Source organism: Anaerobacillus sp. ABD4_527 (assembly GCF_056160805.1).
The window spans coordinates 1,507,919-1,532,804 of the sequence record NZ_JBSWXZ010000001.1 but is presented as its reverse complement, the minus strand read 5'-3'; the positions used below and the strand labels follow the sequence as shown (position 1 = coordinate 1,532,804).

Below are 24,886 nucleotides of genomic sequence, written 5' to 3'. Positions count from 1 at the left end.
CTTTAATAGAAGGGTTTAAAGAAAGAGATCATCCAGTTACAGCGACTAAAGATTAGAGAATATCGGGCAAAAAATTGAGAAGTAGTGATCATTTTTAACCATACACTTCAAGTTCACAAGTAAAAAGGAGCACTTACTGAATGAATGGTAAGCGCTCTATTGGGTTTAAGTTAGAACGACAAAGAGAAGGGTGAAGAGAGTGAATGAACTTCTGTTGTTCTCGCTTTTTGTGTTTATATTTCTGACGTACAAACAATTGAGAGCGTTGAGAAACAAAGAACTTTCTAAAGGTAATAGAAGAATTGCTTGGATGATATATAGTTTTTCAGTAATGGGTTTAGTAGCGGTAAATATCTATTTTCTATAAGTCTCTCGTTTCCTTTGATTTATGTAGTACCTTGGATAACTTGATAGAGATAAAATAACTCATCGTTCTTCAAAAGTTTTGGTACAGGGTATAAAGGAATTGTTTCCGCTTGTGCATGCTTAATCATTTTCGGAAAGTCTTGATCTAACATTCCCTCAATTTTATTCGGGATATCCATCTTCGCATTCATTTCTTCAATCGCTTCAATAAACAAGTTGGCTTTTCGCTGTAAGGATTCTCCTTTACCGATTCCGACTACATCTGCAAGCTCTGCTAACGAATGTTGCACTGCGTCTCCATAATATCTAAGCACGTGTGGCATAATGACTGCGTTTGCTAAACCATGCGGGACATCGTAAAATCCACTTAGCGTATGTGCAATGGAGTGAACATACCCTACATATGAGCGCGTAAATGCGAGGCCAGCAAAATAAGATGCTTGCTGCATTTGTTTACGTGCTTCAACATTACTTCCATTCTCATACGCTTCATATAAATTCTCGAAAATCAGCTTCACAGCTTTTATGCAATAGCTGCGCGTTTCAGCTGTTGTACTTTTCCCAATATACGCTTCAACAGCGTGTGTCAAAGCATCCATTCCAGTCATCGATGTAATATGTTTTGGTAAGCCGATGGTCAATAGCGGATCTAAAACAGCTACATGTGGAATGAGGGCATGATCGCTAATCGCAAACTTCTCATGTGTTTCTTTATTTGAGATGACGGCTGCTAACGTTCCTTCACTACCTGTACCTGCAGTCGTTGGTACTGCAAAAAATGGTGGAATCTTCTTGCGTACTCTAAGGACACCTTTAAGTTCTGTAACTGACTTATTGGGACGTGATATACGCGCAGCAATAGCTTTTGCACAATCGATAGAAGAACCTCCACCGAAGGCAATGAAGCCCTCGCACCCCTTGATTTCATACACTTCGCGTGCTTCTTCAACATTCTGAATCGTTGGATTTGATACAGTTTTATCGTAGATTGTGTAAAGAATTCCTGCATCATTCAACTTTTGTAGTAGAGGCTCCATCAACCCAATTTTTGTGATTCCAGCATCCGTTACAATGAGTACATTTTTAACCCCTTTTTCTGTTAACTTAGTAGAAAGGTTAAGTACACTATTTTCTCCTTCTAATAGATCCGGTACTCGCCAGGGCATAGCAGGTGATAAAATTCGGAGAATTCGTTGATAACTACGAGCATACAGTTTTATCATTTGAAAAACCTCTCTTCTTTCGACTCTCTTCGGATTCTTGCTCTTCTTTCTTAGTTTCTAAAGAAAAATCCAATTACTAGTGAAATTAGATAAATGATAGTTTGAAGTGCCCTAAAACTTGAAACTGAAGATTATGCTGGTATAGGTAGGATGCTTTGGTTAGTATAATACCGCTAATAGAAACTACGTTTAATTAGAAAGGGTTACAATCTTATTTGTGTAAGTTTATTACATGGCAGTTGCCGTAAACAAAATAAGGGGTTTTTTTGGTCTGAAGAAATTGAACATTTATCTATTATAATTCGTTTAACAAGAGAACGGTAAATGCACAATCTAGTAGGTAAGTATGTTTGTTTTGAATAGGAGGAAAAGTGTTTATGGTCTACATTATACAGTATATCATCTCAGTTTTTATGGTGATTTTTTCGGGTTTTGTAACATGGTATGAAGGTAGCGAACTTAGGGATAAGCCTTGGGAATGGGGTTATTCAGCTATATTTTCAAAAATGATAAATGGCAAAGTCATTGTAGAAAGTGATATTTCAGGTTTAGATCATTTTATTTATGCTGCGAAATTTAAACCAGTGTATCCCTTACTATTTACTATAAGTCTTCTTTATTTAATGACATTAATTGCATGGAATTTACTGCGATTTAATTTGAATCTATTGGTGATCTTTCATAGTGCTCTAGGTGGAGGTTTATTAGTGATGAGTCTGTTAATTGTGGAATCACCAACAATGGGTCTTAATTTGTTTACATGGTTTTTTGTGGTGACTGGAATCCTAAACCTTTTTATTGCAGTTGTTCTAAGGGTGAGAGTAAATTATGTGACCAACGACCTAATAACGACTTTGGCTAGAAACTAGTCCGAAAGAATTAGTTAGAGGGAATTTTTTATCTTTATCGAAACTATAAGAATAAGTGTAAATCACAGTAAACCTTTTTATGATAGGCTTAATAACTGGTTTGTTAGAGTTCTAGTTTAACAAATGGTGTCACTCATTAAGGAGAGGAAGGTAAACAGCAGGAGTGGACATCTCAACATTATACGTTACCTTTGTCGCTTCCTCTTTTGGAAATAAAACTTAATCGAGGAGGAGAGGCCAAATGCAAACGCTCACGTATAAAGATTCATTTCATTTCCTGGATTTCTTTGAAGCGAACAGTCAATCCTTTACAGAAACGCTACTCCAAGAAGCGGTTAATGTTAAAAATAAAATTAATGAAATACTAAGAGTTTGCAATATTGACCTTGTTACAAATGCTCATACACTCGTTGTTTATATCATTGAAGAAAATGATCACGATCTTCATGCTTTTGCGGTAAAAGAAGGAATTGCTTGGGCTACGCATTCTCTAGCAATCTCGTTTAAATTAGAATGGGTGCAAGCAATACGACGAACTTTATGGGTATACTTTCAAAAGTATACGGAAATGGAACGTGATGATACTAATATTGATTTTTTTGAAATGGAAAAGCAAATAAACAACCGAGTGGACCACTTCCTAAATTCCTTCTTCATTAGTTATACGGAATACAAAGATTCACTTATTAGTGCACAAAAGGAACAAGTTGAAAACCTATCAGTGCCAATCATTCCAATCAACGAGTCAGTAAGCATTCTCCCTTTAATCGGAACAATTGATGCACAGAGAACTGAAATTCTTGAGGAGAAAGTATTAACTGCAATTAGCGAAATGCGTATCCAAACATTAATTATGGACTTATCTGGCATTGCGGATATCAGTCGTGATGATATTTACCGTTTGGTTCAAATTGTAGATGGAGCTTCACTCATGGGGTGTACCACTGTCATAACCGGATTAAGAAAGCTAGTCGTAATGAAAGTAACGGAGCTTGGGATTAAATTGAATGAGGAGATTAAAACTTTAGGAACTTTACAGCAGGCATTGAGACAATATTTTACTGCTTAATGGTAGCTTTAAAGTTCGATTTTATACAGGTAAATTCTTATGTAACCCTCCTTCTCAAAGTGGGTGAAATAGTAGTGTTAAAGCGCTGGTCGAGTAAAACCATGCGTATTTTGTTTCGTTAATATAGTAAACTTGCTTCAGCTTTTGTAATCAATAAAATTTCTATATGGAGCGTCGTCAAATTGGAAAAAATCATTCGTGAATATAGTTGGATTGGAAGTCAATCTAATTTCGTAGATAACATTAGTGTTAATCGTATAGAGCACATATCTATAGGGCGTTTTGGTGGGAATTCTGAAGCTGGTCAGTATAAGAACGAAGATGGTTGTTTGATCTGGGTTGATGAAGAAGCTGAGTGGGAATTTACTGTTATTTTAGATGCGCATAATACAGCCGAAAGTGCAGAATTAGTAGTAGAGCAATTTTTGAGGTGGAAAGCAGAGCTACAGCAAGTATTATCGCTCACAGCCGAACAATCAATGAAAAGACTACATGATACAATGCTAAATCTATTCCTAGAGGAAACGTTTCTTAAGGATTGCAAAAACGTGCAGGGTGAAACAGCCTGTTTAATCGTCTTAAGAAAAGAAAAGTATGTGTGGTGGTTCTCAATCGGTGATTGCCTTTCGTTTGTTTTTCATCCTGAACTTGCTCGTCTAGGTCAGTATCAACTAAATCAACGTCAGTTTTATGAGTGGATTGGCCAGGTTAATACATTTGATCAAGTTATTCCTTGTTATAGTAGCGGTGTAAGAGAATTAAGAAAAGGGATAAATCGTATATTCTTAACAACTGACGGACTGCTTGAATGCCCTAACGAACCATTCTCTGTTCCTAAAAATATTTATGATATGATGAGCGGTTCACAGATTGATAAGGGAATGACAAGATTATTAGAAATAATCAAGAAGAATCGTGTTAGAGATAGTACAACCATTATTTCTTGGGACGTAATGGTTACTGATGAAGTAACACATCCAAGTGATCTGTGAACACCTTTATCTTGTAGATAACGAGAGCTCATTCCTTAGTGCCAACTATAAAATCCTGGAACTATTCCCAGTCTCAGTCGTAAGTAATATAAAAGGTATAGGAATGGGAGGCATATGAATGAGTCAGCTTTATATTAAACAGAAGGTATTCAGTCTTGGAGGGGAATTTACAGTAAAAGATCAACAGGAGAAGGATGTCTATTACGTTGAGGGAAGCTTTATGCAAGTTCCAAAAACTTTCTCCATTATGAATACTGCAAGAGATGAAGTAGCGCTCATCACAAAAGAAGTGTTCAGCTTTTTACCAAAGTTCTTAGTCGAAATGAACGGTGAAGAGGTAGTAACGATCAAAAAGGAATTGTCCTTTTTAAAGTCACGCTATTCGATTGACTCGGCAGGTATTAACGTACAAGGTGATTGGTGGAATATGGACTTTCACGTTTTACGGCATGGTGAAATCATAGGAGAAGTGAGTAAAGAATGGTTCACTTGGGGAGATAGCTACAAGGTTAAAGTAATAGATGAAGAGATGGAAACCATTATGATTGCACTCGTTGTTGCGATCGATTGTGTGAAGGCAGATCAAGCAGCTGCTTCAGGAGCATCGATTTAAAAATTAACGTAAGATTATCTATGTCACCGACTAAGCAGATTTGGTGCGAAAGCAATGTTGTTTTAACATACCGAAGCTTATTCGAAATAGCTATGAATGTGAGGGCATATGAAAAGGTTAGTTATCATAACAGTAGGTAAAACCCACGCAGGGAAAAGTACCTTTGCACGAGCATTAGAAAAAGAACTGGTCCATTCTTTTGTTGTAGACCAAGACAACCACGCTGAATTTATAAATAAATATTACACAAAACTTCAACCTAAAAGTGGTCCAAATACACTGAAGCACTCGATTTCCAAACTTATCGTCGACTATGCGAAAGAGCATACAGACTTTCATATTATTGTTTGTAGTGCAAATAGAACTAAATCAGGACGAAAATATTTGCTTGAAGACATCTATGCTAAAGAAGAATTTGTTCGTATCCTTGTTCATTTTGATATCCCAGTTGACATACTTCGAGATCGAGTTAAGCATAGTCATCGAAGTACCAATATCTTTAGAGGTAATACCTCTAATTTTGAGGAAGTCCTTATGCGTCAACTGGATGAATCACAAAATGAAGATGTAGCTGATCCAGAAGAATGTGAAGCAGATTATCTTTTTGTCATTAAACATAATTATGAAGTTGCTTCTGTCATCAAAGAAATCGCTCAGATATCTTCTATATAGGTTGAGAAAGGCGCATGTATGAGCATGCGTCTTTATGTATTTAGTTTCCTTCAGTATATAAAAGTTTAGTTGCGAAACTATTAACAGGAAGAAGGGAAAGTCTATAGAAATATTGAATAATTTTATAGACAATACCTATTTAAAGTTAGTGTGCTAGTGTTTCGTTACTGAAATAAAATACGAGAGAGGAGCCTGTATGATGAATGAGAGTATCCTGTCACGTAACAATGTGAATATTTACGGACAAGGAGAGATTCCCATGCTCTTTGCCCCAGGATTTGGTTGTGATCAGAATGTGTGGAAGCAAGTAGCGGAGTCTTTTGAGAAAGAGTATAAAGTGATTCTTTTTGATTACGTTGGGTCAGGAAATTCTGATATAGGTGCCTATGATGAGACGAGGTACAGCACGTTGGAAGGCTATGCTCAGGACGTCCTCGATGTTTGTGCTGCACTAGATCTAAGGGATGCGATCTTTGTTGGGCATTCGGTAGGGGGGACGATCGGTATGCTGGCTTCGTTAAAACATCCTGAATACTTTTCTGAACTTATTATGGTAGGGCCCTCACCTTGTTATTTAAATGATCCACCTTACTATGGTGGTTTTGAGAAGGAAGAACTGCTAGGTCTAATAGAATTGATGGAAAAAAATTATATAGGATGGGCTAATGCTTTTGCGGTGACTGCCATGAGTAACACCGATCGTCCTGAACTTGCTCGAGATCTGGAATCTCGCTTTTGTTCAACAGACCCAATCATAGCTCTGCAATTTGCCCAAGCTACCTTTTTTACTGATAATCGAAAAGATTTGCCGAACGTAAAGGTTCCTTCTCTTATTCTTCAATGTTCAGAAGACATAATTGCCCCAGTGCAAGTTGGAGAATATATGCATGGACAGCTTTCTGCAAGCACTTACAAGCTCATGAAGGCAACTGGCCATTGTCCACATATGAGTTATCCTGAAGAAACCACTCACTACATTCGTGAATACCTTATAGAAAAGTCTGGAAAGGTTTCTGAATTCAATCAAATTGGTGATCTCCACTAATGGAAGACCGATTTAATTATGCACCATGTGGATTTCTTACACTCTCAAATGAAGGAACAATATTAGCTGCAAATCAAACTTTACTTCAACTTCTTGGGTATGAAAGAGAAGAGTTGAATGGTGAGAACGTGAATTGCATCTTAACAATCCCTGCCCGAGTTTTTTATCAATTTTATTTTGTTCCTATTATTAAAGCGGGCAAACCTGTTGAAGAAATGTACGTTTCTTTGAAGTCTTTGGATGGGGGCGAGATTCCCGTCCTTATCAATGCAGTGCTAAGAAAAGGAACGAACGAAATTGACTGTGTACTTGTGCCAATGCACAAAAGAGACGAATATGAAAATGAGTTGTTGATTGCACGAAAAAAAGCAGAGACGGCTTTAGTAGAAAAACGAGAGACGAATGAAAAGCTAGAAATTACTCTGAGGGAGCTAGAAAGAAAGCAAGATGAGTTGATTCATCTTAACGATGAAAATCAGACGTTCAAAACAGAAACGAAAAAAGAGTTGCATCTTGCGAAAATAATTCAGGAGGCTTCACTAACTAGTCCTATTGAGAATGATTTTATACAGATTGAATCTTATTATGAAGCTTCTAGTGACCTGTCTGGTGATATGTTTGGCTTCTATCAAATTAATCCTCATCAATATGGAGTGATTATACTCGATGTAATGGGCCACGGCATTTCTTCCTCACTCATTACAATGTCTCTTCAATCTGTCTTTCAAAGGTTGATCTCAAAAGGAGTTCCTCCTGATCTATTAATGAAAGAATTAGATACCCATCTGCATGGGCTTTTTCACAATAACGAGGAAACATGGCATTATTGTACAGCGATTTATCTGTTAATCGATACCTTTAATCAAACGGTCAACTATATAAATGCGGGACATCCTCCTGCAGTGTGGCAGCATAATACGGTTGAACAATATGAACTATCATCTACATGTCCCCCGATTGGAACGTTTCCAAACATGAATTTTGATTATGAGACATTCAATTACGAAAAGGGGGATCGTATTCTTCTCTATACGGATGGTGTGATTGATCCTTATGATTCTCACTATCTTACCACTATATTGAAAAGGTATCCTACTTTTCCTTTAAGTGCATTGAAAGAGAAATTATTACAGCTAGTAAAAGAAAAATCGGTGAATGAACAACATGATGATAAATGTTTTCTTTTGATCGACTTGAAGGACGGAATAACGAATGAAGCTGGTCACCAAAAGTAGATAAAAAATTCCCCTCCAAAAGGAGAGGAACTGTTGTTAGGATTTTATTTTACTAAATCCATTTCAATCTCATGGTCTTTAATATAGGCAATAGGCAGAAGCGTGCTTTCAAAGTCAAATGATTTTAGTTCTTCACCTTTTTCCAAGCGGTTAGGGTAATCTGGATTTGCAAGTGCACTAGTACCTAAGCTAACAAAATCTGCGTCATGGTCTGAAATTAGTTTGCTCGCCTTTTCTGGATCACCAAGCTGACCATTTGCGATGATTGGAAGGTCAGAGAAAGCCTTCGCTGCAGCGGTTAAGGTTTTCGTTCCTTCACCGAAGGCTGGTTGAACAGCATCACCATCAGTAACGTGTATATAGTCAAGACCAGAGTTGTTTAGGGTTGAGAAGATTAGTTGAGCTGATGTTTCTCCATCAGGCCATTTATAAGCAGGGTCAGCTACCTTTATTTGAGAAATCCGAATACCTACAGTGAAATCTTCACTTACAGCTTCTTTTACGTCGTTTATTACTTCTGTAATTAGTTTCAAACGGTTTTCTAACGAACCGCCATATTCATCCGTCCGGTGGTTTGTGTAGTCAGTTAAAAACTGGTCAAGAAGATAGCCGTTCGCCCCGTGAATTTCTACTCCGTCAAATCCAGCTTCCTCAGCATAGCGAGCAGATTGAACGAAAGACTCACGAATCTGCACAATATCTTCTTTCGTAAGCGATTTTGGTTTTTCAAAGGGACCTGAACCACCGTAAAACCCAAGTTGCTCTCCTTTAGGAGCGATGTCTGAAGGAGCTACAGTAGTATCTGTGTAAACATTCCCTTGGCTTTGTCCACCAGCGTGCATAAGCTGTGCAATGATTGCTGTATCATGGTTATGCACTGTATCCACAATCTCTTTCCAAGCGTTCACATGGTTATCGTTCGTGAGACCAGGTTGGTTTAAATACCCTTGACTGTAGAGCTGGTCTGTATAAATTCCTTCTGTAATGATTGCACCAAATCCACCTTTAGCATACCGTTCATAATAATCACGCATTTTATTCGTTGCGCTGCCATCATCAGTTGCTGTAATACGTGTCATTGGAGCGACGATGAATCTGTTAGGTAGATGAAGTTTCCCAAGCTTTTGTTCCGTATATAAATTTTCGTAGTTCATTTCTTTCATCCTTTCGAATTAAAGATATCTTAATTCATTATAAATGGAGTCCGTCTTTTTCTCGAAACATATGCTCACATCAGTAGGCTGTTCATCTATTCAAAGTTCATACGCAAAAAAAGATAACCCCTTGTTAAGGAGTTATCTTTGCTAAAAGGTTTATCGAATTTGACCTGTTCCTGTCATGCAATACTTAATCGTTGTAAGTGCTGGTAGACCCATTGGTCCTCTTGCATGAAGTTTTTGTGTTGAGATTCCGATCTCTGCACCGAAACCAAGAGCTGATCCATCTGTAAAACGAGTAGATGCATTGTGGTAAACTGCAGCTGCATCAACAAGGTTACGGAAAAGGGAAGCTGATTCTTTATCTTCTGTGATGATGGCTTCTGAGTGTTTAGTTCCGTACGTTTCAATATGATCGATCGCTTCTTGCGTACTATCTACTGATTTAATTGCGATTTCAAGACCGAGGTATTCGTTACTCCAGTCATCTTCATCAGCGAGTACTGCATCTTCAAACGTATTCACGATGTGCTCGTCCCCGTGAACCTTAACATTGTTATCTTTAAGAGCTTTCGCTAGAAGGTCTTTGTTTTCATTTAACCATTCTTTGTGAACGATAAGCGTTTCAGCAGCGTTACACACAGCAGGACGGTCTGTTTTTGCATTGATCAAAATGTTGATCGCTTTTTCAGCGTCAGCGTGCTTATCGAAATAGATGTGGCAGTTACCAACACCTGTTTCAAGCACAGGTACAGTAGCATTGTTTACTACCGTATTGATCAACGCACCACCGCCACGCGGAATCAATACATCGATATGCTCTTTCATCGTAAATAGTTCACTAGTCGCTTTACGATCTGTTGTAGCGATTAGTTGTACTGCTTCAACAGGGATCTTCGTTTTAGGCAGCGCATCATGAATGACTTTTACAATACCTTTGTTCGAGTTCAGCGCGTTAGAGCCGCCTTTTAGAACAATCGCATTTCCTGACTTAAGAGCAAGTCCAGTTGCATCGACCGTTACGTTTGGGCGGGCTTCATAAATCATGCCGATTACACCAAGAGGTACGCGAACTTGTTCCACTTGCATACCGTTATCTAGATTCCAGTCAGAAAGGACTTCACCAACAGGATCCTCAAGCTGTGCTACTTCGCGAAGGCCGTTTGCAAAATCTTTCACACGGTCTTCCGTTAAGCGTAAGCGATCCATGAATGCATCTGTAAATTCTTTTTCTTTCCCGCGTTCAAGGTCTTTATTATTTTCTTGTAGGATATAATCTGTATTTTGTTCAAGCACGTCCGCAATGATGTTGAGCGCTTCGTTTTTCTCTTCAGTCGTAAGCAGCGAAAGCTTTTTAGAAGCCTTCTGTGCTAACTTCGCCTGTTCTTTTACATTTACTTCTACTGTTGTATTTAGAGTAGTCATCAAACGCCTCCTGTGAAATTATTATTCTCGTGTTGGTTGTTCAAGTTATTATGAGCCTAGTGGAATAGCAAGCTGATCTTGTGATACAAAATCATTGATGTGAACAGCTTCTTTTACAGATACATCGATCAATTCTGAAATCTCATCAGATGTGAGTCCCTTAATCATCTTAAGGTGTTTAGAAGAGTAGTTTGTCACACCAAGACCGATTTCTTCGCCATCCATGTCTGTTACCTTAACGACTGCACCAGGCTTAAAGTGACCGTGTACATAATGAACACCGATAGGCTGTAGGCTTCGTTCTTGATCTGAAATTTCGTCTCTTGCTTTGTCTGTAACGATTACTTCACCTTCAGGGCCTGAGTTAAATGCGATCCATTGCTTCTTATTATCAAGCTCTGTATCGCCCTCTGGCTCGAAATAAGTTCCTCTTGCTGTCTCTTGAACAGCGTTATAAATAATGCCTTTCGTTGAAGCATTACCGAGGAATGAATTAGTACCTGAAGCCATAGCAATTTTCACAGCATCGATCTTAGATCTCATTCCACCTGTTCCAACAGAGCTCGATGGCTCTCCAGCAGATTCTTCAATTTCAGGTGTGATTTCTGTAACATGCTCAAGAAGTTCAGCGTCAGGGTTCTTTCTTGGATCGTCACTGAACAGTCCATCTATATCTGAAAGGATAATAAGTTGATCCGCATCGACTAAAGCACCAACTTTAGCTGAAAGCGTATCGTTATCACCAAACTTCAATCGTTCTACTGTTACTGTGTCATTTTCATTTACGATCGGTACAATACCGCGTTCTAACAATACATTAATGGTATTGCGTGCGTTGTTATATCTTTTTCGATCGGAAAAGTCACTTCTCGTAATCAAGATCTGTGAAGCTGTATAGCCGTGGGAGATGAAACGCTCTGAGTAAGCTTCCATTAATAGTCCCTGGCCAATCGACGCGGCCGCCTGTTTTTCTGAAAGAGATGTAGGACGCTCAAGGCAACCTAGTCTGCGATAGCCAGCAGCTACTGCACCTGAAGATACGAGAAGTACTTCGTGTCCTTCATCTTTTAACATTACGATGTCATCAACTAATCGTTCTAGTTTTCTGCGGCTGATGTCTCCGAGTCTGCTCGTTAATGAGCTGCTTCCAATTTTTATTACGATTCGCTTTTTTCCATCGTCTAGATTCATCATTTCACTCCTATTAACTTGCCGTTAAATGTGTTTTTTTCTTGTGTCAATGGACAATTTGCTGTGATCAATTCGACTATTCGAGTATAACAAACCGTCATTTCCTTACAATACCAGCTTCCCAAATAGTGCGGATAAATGGAGAATAACTAAGAAAATGGACGATAGACGCTCTAATCTCCTCTTATATTCTCTTAGAAGATGAGACGCTGTCACAACCTTATATATAACTACTATCCGTGACGACTATTTTCCAAATAAACCCAAATTATGCGGAAAGGTGTATATAAGCATCACTCCAATTCAGCTTGATGTAAGGGCTTACATTTATTCAGATGTATAAATTCCCTGAATTATACATTTATAAACCTTTGGTCCATTTGTACCCTTCAAACTCTGGTATACTGCTTATAACAAGCCTAGAAAAGGGGATTGAGGAAATGAATGCATGGGAAATAATCTTTTTCATTTTGACCGCTTTTTGGATTGGGGAATTCGTATTAAAGCGTGGAAAGGACCAAAACGAACCAACGAGTATTGAGAAGAAATCGTTCAGACTAATCTTCATCATGACGTTATCAACGATTCTTTTGACGGTCATTTTTAGTGTTTTTAACTTATTTGTTTTTGAAGAATCCGCCTGGTCAAAAAGTGTTGGAATAGTAATTTACGGAGGAGGTATATTACTACGGTACTGGGGAATTAGAGAGCTTGGACAGTTTTTTTCTAGAGATGTAATCGTTGGAGAGGAGCATGAGTTAGTCAGCTCAGGTCCTTATCGAAAACTGAGACACCCGCTTTATACTGGTTTATTATTGATTACAATCGGTTTTCCCATCTATATGGGAGTGTGGATCGGTGTGTTTGTAGCATTGTTGTTACTCATACCTTCATTATTGTACCGTATAAGAATCGAAGAAGAGCTATTATCAAAGTCAATTGGAATAGGGTATGAGGAGTGGGGGAGAACACGTAATCGACTGATTCCTTATATATATTAACGTTTGTATTCGTACTAATAACCGTAGAAAGAGGTACAGGATGAACGACTCTAAAACAATGATCAAATTACGAAACAGCTTTTGGTTTTTACCCGTTATCTACGGAATTCTTTCTGTAGTCGTAGTTGGTTTAAGTACATGGATTGATATTGCCTATATGTCACAGTTTGATGGTACATATTCGAAACTATTTTTAGCTTCTGAGAAAATAGCACAATCCCTATATGGACCTCTCATTACTGCGATTTTAACGATGACTACCATTTCTTTTTCTTCTATTATGGTTGTGTTAACGACTTATTCTTCACAGTTTTCACCTAGAACACTGCAGGATTTTATATCAGATCGTTTTACTCAACATGTACTAGGTATTTTCGTGGCTGGCTTTGTTTTTGCTTTGTTCAACATGCTGTTCTTGACAGGGAAAGACGAAAGGCTCTTGTTATCCCCTGTTCTAACGGTAGTGATCGCTGTTATTTGCTTATTGTTCTTTGTTTTATTTATTCATCACTCTTCTTCTTTTGTACAAGTTAGCAATTTGATCGAGAAAATCACAAGAGAAACGTTGGCACTGCTCGATACGAAAGAAGAGATGATTGCTGGAGAAAAGTTTGAGGATTGGGATGATTGGGAGAAGCATGAGCTTAGAGAAGGTGATGGCATTCCAATCTATAGTGAGAAAATGGGGTACATTCAACAGATTCAGTATGAAAACCTTGTTGAACAGTCAAAACAAGATGACCTCATCATTAGGTTGAATGCCGTAGTAGGTCAATATGTGAGACGAGGCTCTTTACTTGGGACGGTATGGGTGAATGGAAATGATACTTTTAAAAAGAGTCCTATATTAAATCTAATAAAAATCGGTTCAGAGAGAATCAACACTCAAGATCTTGAGTTTTCAATTCAAAAACTTGTTGAAATTTCATTACGCGCAATTTCTCCTTCTGTTAATGATCCTCACACTGCAATCAACTGTACTAATCGTCTTGGATCGATCTTACATCGTATAGGTGAAGTATATCGACCGAAAGAAGTCTTTTTTGATTCAAATAAAAATTTGCGGGTTATGACTTCTCCAAAATCTTTTTTTCACTATCTCTATAAGTCCTTTTATTTAATAAGACATTATGGCAAGGGTGATGTATCGGTTATAAACGGTGTTCTCGAAGCGTTGATCTTAACAGCAGAAGGACAAAGAGAAGAAATCAAAAGTGATATACGTAAATTTCATGCTTATATTATGGAAGGAATCGATTTCGAACAATATCCTGAGCTAGATAAAGAATTGATAACAACTACCTCGGACTATTTAACAGAGATATGTAAGAAGTGATAGAGAAGAGCTAGAAAGGATGAAAATATGGGGAAAGAACTAGCACCCGTTTCGGGAAGCGAGAGGATTCATTCAATAGATGCGATGAGGGGATTTGCACTGTTGGGCATTTTTTTAGTGAATATGATTGATTTTCACTCTCCATTTATCTACATCGACAACCTTCATTATTGGGGAAATCAGCTAAATCAATGGTCTATGATCTTTGTTGATTTCTTCGCTCAAGCAAGCTTTTACCCACTTTTTTCATTTTTGTTCGGGTATGGCTTCATCCTATTTAGAAGTCGTGTATTGGAGAGAGGTGCTGCATTTTATCCATTGATGCTAAGACGCCTCCTATTCTTAATGTTGCTAGGGGTCATTCATTTCACTCTGATTTGGCATGGTGATATTTTATTTACATACAGTTTATGTGGTTTTGTCCTTCTTTTATTTATCCGATTGCGAGGGACAAGACTACTTCAAATAGGAGTTGTTCTTTGGCTTATCTATGCCATTTTCTTGTTCCTATTGATGTTACCACTAAGTGCTGTTGAATTTTCGAGTCATCAGCCAATTGCGATTCAGGAATCGATCGAAGTATATGGATCTGGTAGCTTAGTAGAAATCATGCAACAAAGAATTGAGGACTGGGCTTATGTGAACGGAGGCTGGAACGCACTGTTTCTATTATTTGTGATTTTACCTTTCTTCTTATTTGGAGCAGGATTTGCGAAAAAGGGATGGCTGAGCGGTGATGTTGCTAACTCTCCACTTATAAAAAAACTACTTATGTTAGGTTCTGTTGGTTTTGTCATAAAGTTTCTTCCGTATGTCACAAGTTCATATGCATTTATACATCTCCAAGATTCGTTCGGAGGTCCTCTTGTTTCACTATTTTATGTAGCCCTTTTTGTATTGCTCTACCAGAGAGGTAAGAGGATGATCGTTTTCGAATGGGTAGGAAAACTTGCACTTAGTAATTATTTGTTCCAGTCCATTGTTTGCACACTGATCTTCTATAATTATGGGTTAGGTTTTTATGGGGAAGTTGAAGTGATTACAGGTATTCTCCTATTGGTAGTCATCTATATTGTTCAAATCGTATTGAGCAAAATATGGCTGAATTCATACAAGTATGGTCCGCTAGAATGGATCTGGAGACTAGTAACCTATAAAAAAAGCTTTTCGATAAAAAGAAATGAGGGATAGCGATGAAGGTCATTGAAAAAGCGGTTGAATATGCTGCAAACGCACATGATAAGCAGTATAGAAAAAAATCAAACCTTCCATATGTTTCACATCCTATCACAGTTGGCTTTTACTTACTTAAACATGGAGTAAGGGAGGAAGTAGTAGCTGCTTCTATTCTTCATGATGTGTTAGAAGATACGGCGACGACTTATTTAGAACTCGAAGAAGCGTTCGGTGTCGAAATTGCAAGATTAGTTGAAGGATGTTCTGAACCAGAGAAAAGCATGGTGTGGGAAGAACGTAAAAAGCATACGATCGATTATTTAGAAAGTGCCTCTTTTGATATTAAGCAAATTGCTTGTGCTGATAAACTACACAATTTGCGGACTATCCTCATCGAGTTACAAAACGATGGGGACCTCGTTTGGGAGAAGTTTAGCAGGGGCAGAGAGAAGCAGCGTTGGTATTATAGATCTGTTCTAGAGAGCTTGCTAGCAAACCTATCTGACGAGCAATCAAAATGGGAGTTGTTCAAGGAATTAGAAGAAACCATCGATAAGGTCTTTGAGAAAGAATCATAAATTAAGTGATTAGCTTTCCTATTCAAGGGTAATGGTAACCATACCCAAATTTAGTTGGTAGGAGGCTCTATATGGAAATTATTCTTTATGTGGCAGTTGCAGTCATAGCGCTAGCTTTTGCTATCTTAAGTATTTTTCTGATTAAAGTATTGAAATCTACGAATGCTACTCTTTCTAAAACTGCTGAAACGATTGATTCTGTGCAAGGTCAGGTTGATGGGTTAACGAAAGAAACAACTATTTTGCTCCATAAGACGAATATTTTAACTGACGAGATTCAAGAAAATGCCGCAAAGTTCAGTCCAGCCTTCGATGCTGTGAAGGATACTGGTGAATCTTTAAAGAAACTTAATAGCTCTTTTGCAAAAATCAGTCATTCTTTTGAAAAAGGGGTAGAATCAAAGCAGGGAAACACTGTCAAAGTAGCGAATTGGGGTAGTACTATCTTAGGATTATGGGAACAGTATCGTCTTAAGAAGTCGTACACTCAATCTGTTAAGGAGGATGGTTAATTATGAAGAAAACGGATTCTGAACACAAAGTCGATGTGAAACACGAACCTGCCCTACAAGGTCAAGACTCTGGTGAGAGAGAAGTGATTCGAATCAATAAGTCTCCTAAAAAACAGGATAATCAGAAGAAAGGACCAGCAATTGCTGCTCTTGCTGGGACTGTAGTCGGCGCTGCTGCGGGTGTACTATTGGCTCCTAAATCTGGGAAGGACCTTCGTAATGATATCAGTGAAGGGGTTACGAAGGCAAAAGACAAAAGTGTTGAGGTAACTGGGAATGTGAAAGAAAAGTCGACTACATTCGCTCAGTCTGTAAAAACAAAATCGAATGACCTTGTCGACAAAGTGAAAAGTCGAAAGAAGAATAGTGACGTTGCTAAGCAAGAAGAAGCCATTGTCCCAAACGGATACACGAAGAGAAAAGCTTCTGAACTCGATGAAACAGAAGTCCCAGTCTCAGCAATGGTAGATCACGATGTCGAAAAGATGATCGTCGAAACGTCAGGTGCTGAAACGATGGATGATGTGATTCAACAAGATGTGGAACGAACGCTCGAAAGAGACCCTGATTCTCCAGAAACATTGGATGATGCAGCAAAACTTGAACTCGAACGAACATATCGTAAATAAATGATTGATAGGAAAAATCACACCTGGTTCGCAGGTGTGATTTTTATTTTCTATTGATAAGATGTCTAACTAAATCATTGTGGTAACGTATAAGGACAAAGAAGTTCTCTAAGAAGAAATGGGCATTACATTTAGATTGGAGGGATTCAATGAATTTAACGATCAAGAAGATGGACGTTGAAGGAGCTAAACAAACACTAAGTTGGAGATACGAACCGCCTTATGACTTTTATAATAACGAATTAAATGAAGAAGAAATAAACGAACGACTAGATGGTTCCTATCGATTACTAGTTAATGAAAATAACAAAGTAGTGGGCTTCTTATGTTCAGGTGAAGCAGCTCAAATTCCGGTTGGGCATAATTATGGAGTATATCCTGATAAATTTATAGATATTGGTCTTGGGATGGATCCTGATTATACTGGAAAAGGGAATGGATATGAGTTTTGTAGAATTATCATGAACGATATAAAAGAACAGTATGTTGGAATGCCGATTAGACTGTCCGTCGCAACATTTAACTTTAGAGCCATTCATTTATACGAAAAATTAGGGTTTAAAAAGAAAGACGCATTCACTACTGACTATGCAGAGTTCATTACGATGATAAAAGAAGATTAACGCGAGCGTACATGACGAGGTAAAACTAGTGGAGGAATAGTTTTGTTACAGCAAAAAAGCAGGTAGATACCTGCTTTTTATGATGGATGTATAGAATTTACTCGAGTAGCTTTTGACACAACATTACGAGCTTTAATTGCTTCTTCTTGATCTTGTTTTGCTTTGTTTTCAATTTCCTTAATGTGCTGTTTCGAAGGACCAATCATGATCGCATATTACCTCCTATTATATGTTAGTAGGCAATACCCCCTGATGTCGTAATTAAAACTAGAATGACTGATAAAGTAATAAAATGGTAAAATAGACGGTTATACTTTTATAACATGCCACGAATTCTTAATAAGGAACGTCTGAAGGGCGAAAAAGTGCGATAAATGTAGTCTTATGACTAGTTTCGACGAAGTTATTTCCAGGATTCTAATTTTAGTGCACAATAGTGATAACGAAGGACAAGACGTGAGATTAAATAGCAGAGGTGGCATACGAATGAATAAAATTCTGATTGTTGATGACCAGTATGGAATTCGTATTTTGTTAAGTGAGCTTTTTAGGAAGGAAGGCTTCATAGCCCTTCAGGCACCGAATGGCATTACAGCGATTGAGCTAGTGAAGCAAGAAGATCCTGATCTGATTTTATTAGATTTGAAGATGCCTGGGATGGATGGGTTAGAAGTATTTAAGTCTCTAAAGAAGTTGGACGAAGACGTTCGGGTTATCTTTATGACAGCTTACGGTGAGCTTCAGCTCGTAGAAGAATTCATGAATCTAGGTGCAATCACACACTTTGCTAAACCATTCGATATTGAGGAAGTCTGTCGAACAGTCAAAAGGGTCCTTCAAGAAAATTCTAAAGAAATGACGTCATCTAAATAATATGTAAAAAGACCTGCTATTTCTAAGCAGGTCTTTTTGTTTGAAAAATTTGTCTAGTCATTTTTCGAAACCTTTACCTTGATTTGCCGTATTAGTTGTTAATGATAAGAAGGGGGAGTGTGAGCATGAACGATCATGAAATCGATTTTACGTTGTACGGTGATGATATGCAATTTGTAGAAGTAGAGCTTGACCCCGGTGAAACGGTTATTGCAGAAGCGGGTAGTTTGATGATGATGGAAGATGAGATCGAGATGGAAACGATCTTTGGTGATGGAAGTGGGCAGCGTGGAATGATGGGCAAGTTGTTCAGTGCAGGGAAACGAGTACTGACTGGAGAAAGTCTCTTCATGACAGCTTTCACAAATCAGGGAACTGATAAGAAACATGCGTCTTTTGCATCACCTTATCCAGGTAAGATCATTCCTATGGACTTGAGTGAACTGAATGGAAAGGTGATCTGTCAAAAAGACGCTTTTTTAGCTGCTGCTAAAGGAGTGTCTGTCGGTATAGAATTCCAAAAGAAAATCGGAGCCGGTTTCTTTGGTGGAGAAGGCTTTATTATGCAGAAACTTGAAGGGAACGGGATGGCTTTTGTTCATGCGGGAGGCACCATTCATAAAAAAGAGCTTAAAACAGGTGAAATATTACGTCTGGATACCGGGTGTCTTGTCGCGATGACAGAAGAAGTTGACTACAACATTGAGTTTGTTAAAGGTGTGAAAACAGCTCTGTTTGGAGGAGAGGGATTATTTTTTGCAACGTTGAAAGGTCCAGGCACAGTTTGGGTGCAATCCCTTCCATTCAGTCGATTAGCAAGCCGTGTTTTCGCTGCTATGCCACAAGCAGGTGGAGCAAAGGGAGAAGGAAGCATGGCAAAGGGCTTGTTCGATATGTTCAATGGTGATTGAGTAAAATAAAGCTGGCAATAGGGTAATCCTATTGCCAGCTTTGTTTTATTTACGTCTAACTTTCTTTTTCTGAGACTCATTTTTTCTAGTTACTTCAAGACCTAGCTTATTTGTAATCTTCTCAAGATATTTTTCTTCTCCAGGAAGCAGGAGAGTAACAACATGACCTTCGTTACCCATTCTTCCGGTACGACCAGAACGATGTACGTACGTTTTTGAATCCTCTGGTAAATCATAATGAAACACGTGTGTGATGTTCTCGATATCAAGACCACGTGCACCAAGGTCTGTTGTAATTAACAGTTGAATCTCTCCTTTACGGAATTTATTCAACACGTTTTTTCGTTCTGTTTTGTTTGTAGAGCTATCCAAAACATCAAAGGAAATTTTCTTCGTAGCAAGGATCTCTTTAAGGCGTAATAAGAATTTACTATTGTTAACAAACGCTAGCGCCTTAACACCATCTTTCTTAGATAGTTTTCTTAGTAATTCAGGCTTCTCACGTCGATTTGTAACATAGTAGCTATGTGCTACAGCTTCTTTCTCTTCTTTTGACGCTTTGATGGTGAGATGAGATGCATTTTCAGATAGCTTCTTTGCTTGCTGCGTTACTTTTTCAGATAGAGTTGCTGAGAAGAAAAGCAGTTGACAATCACGCTTCGCGGACTGACAGATAAACGAAACGTCATCCATTGTAGATGGATGAAGCACTTGGTCGGCTTCGTCACATACGATGGTTTTCACTTCATGCATTTTGAGTTTCTTCATGTCGATTAATTCCGCTACGCGGTTAGGTGTACCTACAATTATTTTTGGGTGCTTCTTCAACTTTTCAACTTGGCGCTTTATTGCAGCTCCTCCGATCATAGATGCAGCGCTCATACCACTACCTTCAAGAAACTTTTGAGCCACACCGAATACTTGCATTGCAAGTTCACGCGTTGGTGCAAGTATGATTGCTTGAGTGTGTGTAATATCACTTTGTAATTCCTGAATAACAGGTAGAAGGTAGGCTAACGTTTTTCCTGTTCCGGTTGGTGCTTCAACAAGTAGATCCTCACCATTCAGAATACGAGGCATTGCTTGTTCTTGAACAGGTGAAAGTTGGTCAAACCCAGCTTCTTTCCAATTATTCAAGAGAAATGGGTGTTGTTCGAACATAGTCATATGGATACTCCTTTTATTATCAAGTGAACTTATTTTAACATATATTGTCCATCTCAGTATCCTTCGCATATGTGCGATTTATTTACCCAATACTAACGTCATGAATCGTAAGGAGGGCCTCTGAAATGAAAAAAGATAAAAACGACATGCAGTCTCCTGTTTTTGATGAAACACAACCACATCAAATTGATGCCCCGTCCTTTAAAGGTACAGGTATAGAAATGCAAGCTCCTTTTGTAAACCGCTATGGCGTCGTGATCGGCGATAGTTTGTATGACTCCTCTGATTCTCCTCTTAATAATTGGAGTGATGAGGTAGATCCAGCCATTATGGCTGGAGATGAATGGGTTCACCCAACGAATGATATAGGGTGGAATACAGAAGAAAATCATGAAATGTTACATCAAAAACGCGCCGAGAACGGATTTTTACCTCATGACACTCATGATGCAAGCTATATGAAAGACTAGGATGTTTGATGGATAATCATGAGGGAATGAAGATGGCAAGGAGGTCGAGCTCATGAATGGTTATTTACTTAGAAAGATGGCCGTATATATCTTAATTGCAGGTCTTGTCGTCGCATTGTTCATCGGAATCACTCTCGGAAATTACTTGCCAGATTATGCTTCGATTCAAGAGCCGCATCCTCTTCGGTGGATCTTTGCTTTTGGAGCTTTTGGGGTTAGTGGTATCATTTCATCAATTATGTATACAGGTGGCGTAATCGCTGGAATCATTGAACGAAAAACTTAGTAAAATGGATAAGGAGCGCATCGAATCGATGCGCTCCTTCTTATGGGTTAATTTAACGATCGTTAATTTATTAACAGTAACTCCTTCATTGCCGCGGTAAACATACCATCGAGATCTGTTGATCTCTCAAACAACGAAAGCCCTACCTCTCTTTCATCCTTACGGCTCCGAAGCCGCGCCAGTGTGAGTGAGCAGGATCAACAGCAATTGTAGTATGGCCATTCACTTGATGTAAGCCAATTTGAAACATGCTGTTCATACCTTTCCAGTTATGAATTTAAGTTCTCCTAATGTTAAAGGAGCTAGTTGTTAATACGGGAATTTCGAGATCCCAATTTCTTATTATACACTCTTGAGGGAAGATGTCAATGTTTAGGCTGTTTATTTTTTCCTATTGAGTGTGCTAGAACGCCTAGTGCAACACCAAGACATGCTCCGCCAGCTACCTCAGCAGGTTGATGTCCGAGAAGTTCGTTAAGCTCTTCTTCTCTTCTTACATGCAGAAGGTCAGGATAATGGCCTGATAATAATTCGATATCTTCATCAAGGTCATTTACTAATTGAGCTATTTCACCAGTATGCCTTCTAATTCCCTGGGCGTCGTACATAACGATGACCCCGAAAACACAAGCTAGCGCGGTTTCGATCGATTCTTTACCAGTTTGTAATGCAGTATAAGTTGCTAGTGCAGAGACACCGGCTGAATGGGAACTCGGCATTCCACCTGTTTGAAAAAGTGGACGCCAATCCCATTTATTGGACTCTTTCTTGTGAGTGAGTATTTTCATGCCTTGCGCTAATGTAATGGCAGATAATGCTGTTATGATTCCTCTATTCAACGTATTCACCTCAATCATAGTCTCCCTTACAAAAGGATGTAATATGTTGAGTCTGTTGTGAAATAATAAATTAAAAACGGAGGGATCGACAATGAATATTAACCAAAAAGATGCGATGTTGATTCAGAAAGCATTGAGAGCTCTTCAAAACGAAGAAAATGAATCAGAGTATTCGAACGTACTTACTAGACTGACGAACAAGCCTGGAATGAACGTTGATCTAGAATCGTTTATGAATGATGCTACAGATTACAATAAGCTGATGAATTAGAAATACTGCCAGGGTCCTTTAGGCCCTGGCCCTTTTTATGTAAATGGGAACGATAACTAGTCCTCCTCTCAGTATTTCCACATACCATATTTAGGAAGAAGTGTGGCACATTAAAAGGAGTGAGGAAAATGGCAGAAAACCTTAAGTATGCCATTACTAGGGATTATATAAGTAAGGGGAAATCTAGGCCACAAGAAAAAAATAACGGAATAACATTCATTGTTGCGCACGACACAGGTAATGCTGGTTCCACAGCATATGCGAATCGCGCATATTTTGCAAAAAACGTTGTTTCAGCTTCAGCACATACGTTTATTGATGATGATGTTATCTTAGAAATTATTCCATTAGATGAAAAAGCATGGCATGTGCGCTATGTTGTAAACACGGATAATGTTTTATTTAATGGTGATGCGAATGATCATGCGATCGGTGTAGAACTGTGTTGGGGCGGAAGCATTACGTTTCGAGAAGCGTATAGTCGGTACGTTTGGTACATCGCTTATCTATGTGACAAATTTAAGTTAGACCCAGAGTCTGATGTTGTTGCACACTCTACATTAGATCCTACAAGAAGAACAGATCCACAGAACGCTTTGAATCGTTACGGCGTAACATGGGCAGAATTCATTCGTGACGTGACAGCTTCCTATCATATGCTCGATGGTTCTGATGTTATAGACATCATTCCAACACCGCCTCCTAAAAACGTTTTACTTATCAGCTATGGTGATCGCGGGGACGAAGTGAAACGAATTCAAAACTATCTGATCAATGCGGGTATGAATCTGCAGGAATATGGTGCAGACGGAATTTTTGGGAGAGAAACGGAACTGGCTGTTAAGAAGTTTCAGAGGTTGTATGGTCTTAGTGAAGATGGAATTGTAGGCCCGATCACGCTAGCTGCTTTAAAGAAAGCTCCAAAAAGACCTACATCCCAAGCTCCTGTAAGACCTTATCCTGGTCACTATGTCATGATAGGGGATCGTGGAAAAGATGTTGAGGCAATCCAACGTGCCGTCAATGTTAAGCCAGATGGCATTTTCGGTCCCGTTACGAGAGACGCAGTAAGGAGTTATCAATCTAGAAAAGGATTACTTGTAGATGGAATCGTAGGACCAAGAACATGGAACGTAATGTTCTAATCGCTAAAACGCCGCCCCTCATTCGAAGGGCGGCGTTATTTTTATTTAGGAACGTTTAATTCAGGAACCCATTGACTCATGTGCTGATTTATTTCATCAAGTAACTCAGGTTTAGATTCATTCAGCGGTTTTACAATGTAACCTTTCTCTACAAAAGTTGGGAAGAAGGATGGTGAGGTCACACGAACGCTCGTCTCACCTCTAAACTTCTTCTTTTCGATATCTAAGGTAAGAATACCACCTATATCTTTATAGTTATTTTTTTGGCCAGATAAGAAGTTGCCTAGAGAGTAGGCTACAAAAACCTTTCGATCATCTGTCGTATCGATCCATTCTACGGGTTGAAGAACGTGAGGGTGATGACCTAGGATAATGTCGGCACCTGATTCTGCTATAAATGAAGACAATTCTAGCTGAAAGTTATTCGGGAGCCTTTCGTATTCATTTCCGAAGTGCATGCTGACAACCACCGCATCTGACATCGATTCAGCTTCTTGTATATCTTTCGCAATCTTTTGTTTGTCGATATAGTTGACCAAGTAGGGCTTGTCTGCCGGGGGACGAATGCCATTTGTACCATATGTATAAGCTAGAAAAGCTACTGTGATATCATCTTTTTTTATCGTTCTGATGTTTGATTGATCTTCTGGTGAAAGGTAACTTCCTGTATAAAGCATTCCAATCTCATTCCAGTGCTTAAAGGCATTTTGTAATGCTTTTTCACCACGGTCAAGCGTATGATTATTTGCCATAGAGACGATATCAACACCGCTTTCTTTTAGGGCGTCTCCGACTTCTTGTGGGCTATTGAAACTTGGATAAGAAGATAAACCGATTGAAGTACCACCGATGACTGTTTCCTGGTTTGCGAACGTAATATCTGCCTTCTCCATCTCAGATTTCACAGCTTCAAGCATCGGCATAAAGTCATATCCGTTGTCTGTTTTAGCATTTTCATAGACCCGGTCGTGAATTAGAACATCTCCAACTGCTGAAAGACTTATTGAAGAAAGCGATACGGTATTGTCTTCAGTTACAGCAAGATCGTCACGATAGGATGACAGGTTTTTGGGTTCTGAAAGTGATTCCCCTCCAGTAGAAAGTAAAAGAAATGTCACACTAGTAGCGAGAAAAACAACTAGCGCACAAATAACGATAAATTTAGTTTTCATTGTTTTCACCTTTGTAATAGATTTAAACGATACACTTATT

The 24,886-nt window shown here is 38.7% G+C and carries 28 protein-coding genes and 1 pseudogene; 21 read left to right on the top strand and 8 right to left on the bottom strand.

Annotated elements, in window-relative coordinates; genetic code table 11:
- Positions 1 to 386: 386 nt before the first annotated feature.
- Positions 387 to 1,589 carry an iron-containing alcohol dehydrogenase gene (locus ACXAHI_RS08065; RefSeq protein ID WP_474847091.1) on the bottom strand — a complete coding sequence of 401 codons (1,203 nt, stop codon included), beginning with the start codon at positions 1,587 to 1,589 and terminating at the stop codon, positions 387 to 389.
- Between the two features lie 377 nt (positions 1,590 to 1,966).
- Here ACXAHI_RS08065 and ACXAHI_RS08060 point away from each other — a divergent pair, with 377 nt between their 5' ends.
- From ACXAHI_RS08060 to ACXAHI_RS08030, 7 genes are all read left to right on the top strand, one after another.
- A complete protein-coding gene (locus ACXAHI_RS08060) occupies positions 1,967 to 2,458 on the top strand; it encodes a DUF4306 domain-containing protein (protein WP_474847090.1) in 492 nt (163 codons plus the stop codon).
- A 241-nt stretch (positions 2,459 to 2,699) separates the two neighbouring features.
- Positions 2,700 to 3,527, top strand: a complete 828-nt coding sequence (locus ACXAHI_RS08055) for an STAS domain-containing protein (RefSeq protein ID WP_474847089.1) — start codon at positions 2,700 to 2,702, stop codon at positions 3,525 to 3,527.
- Between the two features lie 182 nt (positions 3,528 to 3,709).
- Positions 3,710 to 4,519 (top strand): PP2C family serine/threonine-protein phosphatase, encoded by an 810-nt coding sequence (locus ACXAHI_RS08050; RefSeq protein ID WP_474847088.1) that lies wholly within the window; start codon positions 3,710 to 3,712, stop codon positions 4,517 to 4,519.
- Positions 4,520 to 4,637: 118 nt separating this feature from the next.
- Positions 4,638 to 5,132 carry an LURP-one-related/scramblase family protein gene (locus tag ACXAHI_RS08045; protein WP_474847087.1) on the top strand — a complete coding sequence of 165 codons (495 nt, stop codon included), beginning with the start codon at positions 4,638 to 4,640 and terminating at the stop codon, positions 5,130 to 5,132.
- Positions 5,133 to 5,240: 108 nt separating this feature from the next.
- Positions 5,241 to 5,804, top strand: a complete 564-nt coding sequence (locus tag ACXAHI_RS08040) for an AAA family ATPase (protein WP_474847086.1) — start codon at positions 5,241 to 5,243, stop codon at positions 5,802 to 5,804.
- A gap of 199 nt (positions 5,805 to 6,003) precedes the next feature.
- Positions 6,004 to 6,849 (top strand): alpha/beta fold hydrolase, encoded by an 846-nt coding sequence (locus tag ACXAHI_RS08035; protein ID WP_474847085.1) that lies wholly within the window; start codon positions 6,004 to 6,006, stop codon positions 6,847 to 6,849.
- Positions 6,849 to 8,084: a SpoIIE family protein phosphatase gene (locus ACXAHI_RS08030; RefSeq protein ID WP_474847084.1), complete on the top strand. Its 1,236-nt coding sequence runs from the start codon at positions 6,849 to 6,851 to the stop codon at positions 8,082 to 8,084. The genes ACXAHI_RS08035 and ACXAHI_RS08030 overlap by 1 nt, the downstream gene beginning before the upstream one ends.
- Positions 8,085 to 8,128: 44 nt before the next feature.
- On the opposite strand, the gene ACXAHI_RS08025 is transcribed toward ACXAHI_RS08030, so the two are convergent.
- The 3 genes from ACXAHI_RS08025 to proB all read right to left on the bottom strand — a co-directional run bounded on the left by ACXAHI_RS08025 (position 8,129) and on the right by proB (position 11,857).
- A complete protein-coding gene (locus tag ACXAHI_RS08025) occupies positions 8,129 to 9,238 on the bottom strand; it encodes an NADH:flavin oxidoreductase (protein WP_474847083.1) in 1,110 nt (369 codons plus the stop codon).
- Between the two features lie 159 nt (positions 9,239 to 9,397).
- The gene (locus tag ACXAHI_RS08020; RefSeq protein WP_474847082.1) at positions 9,398 to 10,666 is read right to left on the bottom strand and encodes a glutamate-5-semialdehyde dehydrogenase; all 1,269 of its coding nucleotides are present in this window, start codon (positions 10,664 to 10,666) and stop codon (positions 9,398 to 9,400) included.
- A 48-nt stretch (positions 10,667 to 10,714) separates the two neighbouring features.
- Positions 10,715 to 11,857, bottom strand: a complete 1,143-nt coding sequence (gene proB / locus ACXAHI_RS08015; protein ID WP_474847081.1) for a glutamate 5-kinase — start codon at positions 11,855 to 11,857, stop codon at positions 10,715 to 10,717.
- A 440-nt stretch (positions 11,858 to 12,297) separates the two neighbouring features.
- Here proB and ACXAHI_RS08010 point away from each other — a divergent pair, with 440 nt between their 5' ends.
- The 7 genes from ACXAHI_RS08010 to ACXAHI_RS07980 all read left to right on the top strand — a co-directional run bounded on the left by ACXAHI_RS08010 (position 12,298) and on the right by ACXAHI_RS07980 (position 17,712).
- On the top strand, positions 12,298 to 12,858 hold the full coding sequence (locus ACXAHI_RS08010; RefSeq protein WP_474847080.1) for a methyltransferase family protein: 561 nt from the start codon (positions 12,298 to 12,300) through the stop codon (positions 12,856 to 12,858).
- A 40-nt stretch (positions 12,859 to 12,898) separates the two neighbouring features.
- Positions 12,899 to 14,194, top strand: a complete 1,296-nt coding sequence (locus ACXAHI_RS08005) for a DUF2254 domain-containing protein (RefSeq protein ID WP_474847079.1) — start codon at positions 12,899 to 12,901, stop codon at positions 14,192 to 14,194.
- A gap of 27 nt (positions 14,195 to 14,221) precedes the next feature.
- Entirely contained in the window at positions 14,222 to 15,385 is a 1,164-nt protein-coding gene (locus tag ACXAHI_RS08000; RefSeq protein ID WP_474847078.1) for a DUF418 domain-containing protein, read from the top strand.
- A gap of 2 nt (positions 15,386 to 15,387) precedes the next feature.
- A complete protein-coding gene (locus ACXAHI_RS07995) occupies positions 15,388 to 15,948 on the top strand; it encodes an HD domain-containing protein (RefSeq protein WP_474847077.1) in 561 nt (186 codons plus the stop codon).
- 71 nt (positions 15,949 to 16,019) lie between these two features.
- On the top strand, positions 16,020 to 16,460 hold the full coding sequence (locus ACXAHI_RS07990; RefSeq protein ID WP_474847076.1) for a DUF948 domain-containing protein: 441 nt from the start codon (positions 16,020 to 16,022) through the stop codon (positions 16,458 to 16,460).
- A gap of 2 nt (positions 16,461 to 16,462) precedes the next feature.
- Positions 16,463 to 17,089, top strand: a complete 627-nt coding sequence (locus ACXAHI_RS07985) for a YtxH domain-containing protein (RefSeq protein WP_474847075.1) — start codon at positions 16,463 to 16,465, stop codon at positions 17,087 to 17,089.
- Positions 17,090 to 17,238: 149 nt separating this feature from the next.
- A complete protein-coding gene (locus tag ACXAHI_RS07980) occupies positions 17,239 to 17,712 on the top strand; it encodes a GNAT family N-acetyltransferase (protein WP_474847074.1) in 474 nt (157 codons plus the stop codon).
- A 77-nt stretch (positions 17,713 to 17,789) separates the two neighbouring features.
- On the opposite strand, the gene ACXAHI_RS07975 is transcribed toward ACXAHI_RS07980, so the two are convergent.
- Positions 17,790 to 17,918 (bottom strand): hypothetical protein, encoded by a 129-nt coding sequence (locus tag ACXAHI_RS07975; RefSeq protein WP_474810777.1) that lies wholly within the window; start codon positions 17,916 to 17,918, stop codon positions 17,790 to 17,792.
- Positions 17,919 to 18,198: 280 nt separating this feature from the next.
- Here ACXAHI_RS07975 and ACXAHI_RS07970 point away from each other — a divergent pair, with 280 nt between their 5' ends.
- Positions 18,199 to 18,585 (top strand): response regulator, encoded by a 387-nt coding sequence (locus tag ACXAHI_RS07970; RefSeq protein WP_474847073.1) that lies wholly within the window; start codon positions 18,199 to 18,201, stop codon positions 18,583 to 18,585.
- Between the two features lie 125 nt (positions 18,586 to 18,710).
- A complete protein-coding gene (locus ACXAHI_RS07965; RefSeq protein WP_474847072.1) occupies positions 18,711 to 19,496 on the top strand; it encodes a TIGR00266 family protein in 786 nt (261 codons plus the stop codon).
- A gap of 45 nt (positions 19,497 to 19,541) precedes the next feature.
- On the opposite strand, the gene ACXAHI_RS07960 is transcribed toward ACXAHI_RS07965, so the two are convergent.
- A complete protein-coding gene (locus ACXAHI_RS07960; protein ID WP_474847071.1) occupies positions 19,542 to 20,663 on the bottom strand; it encodes a DEAD/DEAH box helicase in 1,122 nt (373 codons plus the stop codon).
- A gap of 125 nt (positions 20,664 to 20,788) precedes the next feature.
- On the opposite strand from ACXAHI_RS07960, the gene ACXAHI_RS07955 reads away from it, so the two are divergent.
- The gene (locus ACXAHI_RS07955; RefSeq protein WP_474847070.1) at positions 20,789 to 21,133 is read left to right on the top strand and encodes a DUF3905 domain-containing protein; all 345 of its coding nucleotides are present in this window, start codon (positions 20,789 to 20,791) and stop codon (positions 21,131 to 21,133) included.
- A 52-nt stretch (positions 21,134 to 21,185) separates the two neighbouring features.
- Entirely contained in the window at positions 21,186 to 21,419 is a 234-nt protein-coding gene (locus tag ACXAHI_RS07950; protein ID WP_474847069.1) for a hypothetical protein, read from the top strand.
- 365 nt (positions 21,420 to 21,784) lie between these two features.
- Here the strand turns inward: ACXAHI_RS07950 and ACXAHI_RS07945 are convergent, their stop codons facing one another.
- Complete coding sequence (locus tag ACXAHI_RS07945) at positions 21,785 to 22,267, bottom strand: divergent PAP2 family protein (protein ID WP_474847068.1); 483 nt, start codon at positions 22,265 to 22,267, stop codon at positions 21,785 to 21,787.
- 82 nt (positions 22,268 to 22,349) lie between these two features.
- On the opposite strand from ACXAHI_RS07945, the gene ACXAHI_RS07940 reads away from it, so the two are divergent.
- From ACXAHI_RS07940 to ACXAHI_RS07930, 3 genes and pseudogenes are all read left to right on the top strand, one after another.
- Positions 22,350 to 22,529 (top strand): hypothetical protein, encoded by a 180-nt coding sequence (locus ACXAHI_RS07940; protein WP_474847067.1) that lies wholly within the window; start codon positions 22,350 to 22,352, stop codon positions 22,527 to 22,529.
- A 128-nt stretch (positions 22,530 to 22,657) separates the two neighbouring features.
- A pseudogene (locus tag ACXAHI_RS07935) lies at positions 22,658 to 23,182 on the top strand (peptidoglycan recognition protein family protein); the annotation flags it as partial.
- A 3-nt stretch (positions 23,183 to 23,185) separates the two neighbouring features.
- Entirely contained in the window at positions 23,186 to 23,674 is a 489-nt protein-coding gene (locus ACXAHI_RS07930) for a peptidoglycan-binding domain-containing protein (protein ID WP_474848115.1), read from the top strand.
- A 41-nt stretch (positions 23,675 to 23,715) separates the two neighbouring features.
- Here the strand turns inward: ACXAHI_RS07930 and ACXAHI_RS07925 are convergent, their stop codons facing one another.
- Positions 23,716 to 24,846: a CapA family protein gene (locus ACXAHI_RS07925; protein ID WP_474847066.1), complete on the bottom strand. Its 1,131-nt coding sequence runs from the start codon at positions 24,844 to 24,846 to the stop codon at positions 23,716 to 23,718.
- Positions 24,847 to 24,886 lie beyond the last annotated feature (40 nt).

Excerpts from the sequence above, each read along its gene's own strand:
- ACXAHI_RS08055 (WP_474847089.1), top strand. The coding sequence starts at position 2,700 with ATGCAAACGCTCACGTATAAAGATTCATTTCATTTCCTGGATTTCTTT.
- ACXAHI_RS08040 (WP_474847086.1), top strand. The coding sequence starts at position 5,241 with ATGAAAAGGTTAGTTATCATAACAGTAGGTAAAACCCACGCAGGGAAA.
- ACXAHI_RS08005 (WP_474847079.1), top strand. The coding sequence starts at position 12,899 with ATGAACGACTCTAAAACAATGATCAAATTACGAAACAGCTTTTGGTTT.
- ACXAHI_RS07925 (WP_474847066.1), bottom strand. The coding sequence starts at position 24,846 with ATGAAAACTAAATTTATCGTTATTTGTGCGCTAGTTGTTTTTCTCGCT.
- ACXAHI_RS07990 (WP_474847076.1), top strand. The coding sequence starts at position 16,020 with ATGGAAATTATTCTTTATGTGGCAGTTGCAGTCATAGCGCTAGCTTTT.
- ACXAHI_RS07955 (WP_474847070.1), top strand. The coding sequence starts at position 20,789 with ATGAAAAAAGATAAAAACGACATGCAGTCTCCTGTTTTTGATGAAACA.
- ACXAHI_RS08030 (WP_474847084.1), top strand. The coding sequence starts at position 6,849 with ATGGAAGACCGATTTAATTATGCACCATGTGGATTTCTTACACTCTCA.
- ACXAHI_RS07985 (WP_474847075.1), top strand. The coding sequence starts at position 16,463 with ATGAAGAAAACGGATTCTGAACACAAAGTCGATGTGAAACACGAACCT.
- ACXAHI_RS07940 (WP_474847067.1), top strand. The coding sequence starts at position 22,350 with ATGAATATTAACCAAAAAGATGCGATGTTGATTCAGAAAGCATTGAGA.
- ACXAHI_RS07975 (WP_474810777.1), bottom strand. The coding sequence starts at position 17,918 with ATGATTGGTCCTTCGAAACAGCACATTAAGGAAATTGAAAACAAAGCA.
- ACXAHI_RS07930 (WP_474848115.1), top strand. The coding sequence starts at position 23,186 with ATGCTCGATGGTTCTGATGTTATAGACATCATTCCAACACCGCCTCCT.
- ACXAHI_RS08065 (WP_474847091.1), bottom strand. The coding sequence starts at position 1,589 with ATGATAAAACTGTATGCTCGTAGTTATCAACGAATTCTCCGAATTTTA.
- ACXAHI_RS07950 (WP_474847069.1), top strand. The coding sequence starts at position 21,186 with ATGAATGGTTATTTACTTAGAAAGATGGCCGTATATATCTTAATTGCA.
- ACXAHI_RS07995 (WP_474847077.1), top strand. The coding sequence starts at position 15,388 with ATGAAGGTCATTGAAAAAGCGGTTGAATATGCTGCAAACGCACATGAT.
- ACXAHI_RS07960 (WP_474847071.1), bottom strand. The coding sequence starts at position 20,663 with ATGACTATGTTCGAACAACACCCATTTCTCTTGAATAATTGGAAAGAA.
- ACXAHI_RS07980 (WP_474847074.1), top strand. The coding sequence starts at position 17,239 with ATGAATTTAACGATCAAGAAGATGGACGTTGAAGGAGCTAAACAAACA.
- ACXAHI_RS08000 (WP_474847078.1), top strand. The coding sequence starts at position 14,222 with ATGGGGAAAGAACTAGCACCCGTTTCGGGAAGCGAGAGGATTCATTCA.
- ACXAHI_RS07965 (WP_474847072.1), top strand. The coding sequence starts at position 18,711 with ATGAACGATCATGAAATCGATTTTACGTTGTACGGTGATGATATGCAA.
- ACXAHI_RS08025 (WP_474847083.1), bottom strand. The coding sequence starts at position 9,238 with ATGAACTACGAAAATTTATATACGGAACAAAAGCTTGGGAAACTTCAT.
- ACXAHI_RS08045 (WP_474847087.1), top strand. The coding sequence starts at position 4,638 with ATGAGTCAGCTTTATATTAAACAGAAGGTATTCAGTCTTGGAGGGGAA.
- ACXAHI_RS08035 (WP_474847085.1), top strand. The coding sequence starts at position 6,004 with ATGAATGAGAGTATCCTGTCACGTAACAATGTGAATATTTACGGACAA.
- ACXAHI_RS07970 (WP_474847073.1), top strand. The coding sequence starts at position 18,199 with ATGAATAAAATTCTGATTGTTGATGACCAGTATGGAATTCGTATTTTG.
- ACXAHI_RS08010 (WP_474847080.1), top strand. The coding sequence starts at position 12,298 with ATGAATGCATGGGAAATAATCTTTTTCATTTTGACCGCTTTTTGGATT.
- proB (WP_474847081.1), bottom strand. The coding sequence starts at position 11,857 with ATGAATCTAGACGATGGAAAAAAGCGAATCGTAATAAAAATTGGAAGC.
- ACXAHI_RS08060 (WP_474847090.1), top strand. The coding sequence starts at position 1,967 with ATGGTCTACATTATACAGTATATCATCTCAGTTTTTATGGTGATTTTT.
- ACXAHI_RS08020 (WP_474847082.1), bottom strand. The coding sequence starts at position 10,666 with ATGACTACTCTAAATACAACAGTAGAAGTAAATGTAAAAGAACAGGCG.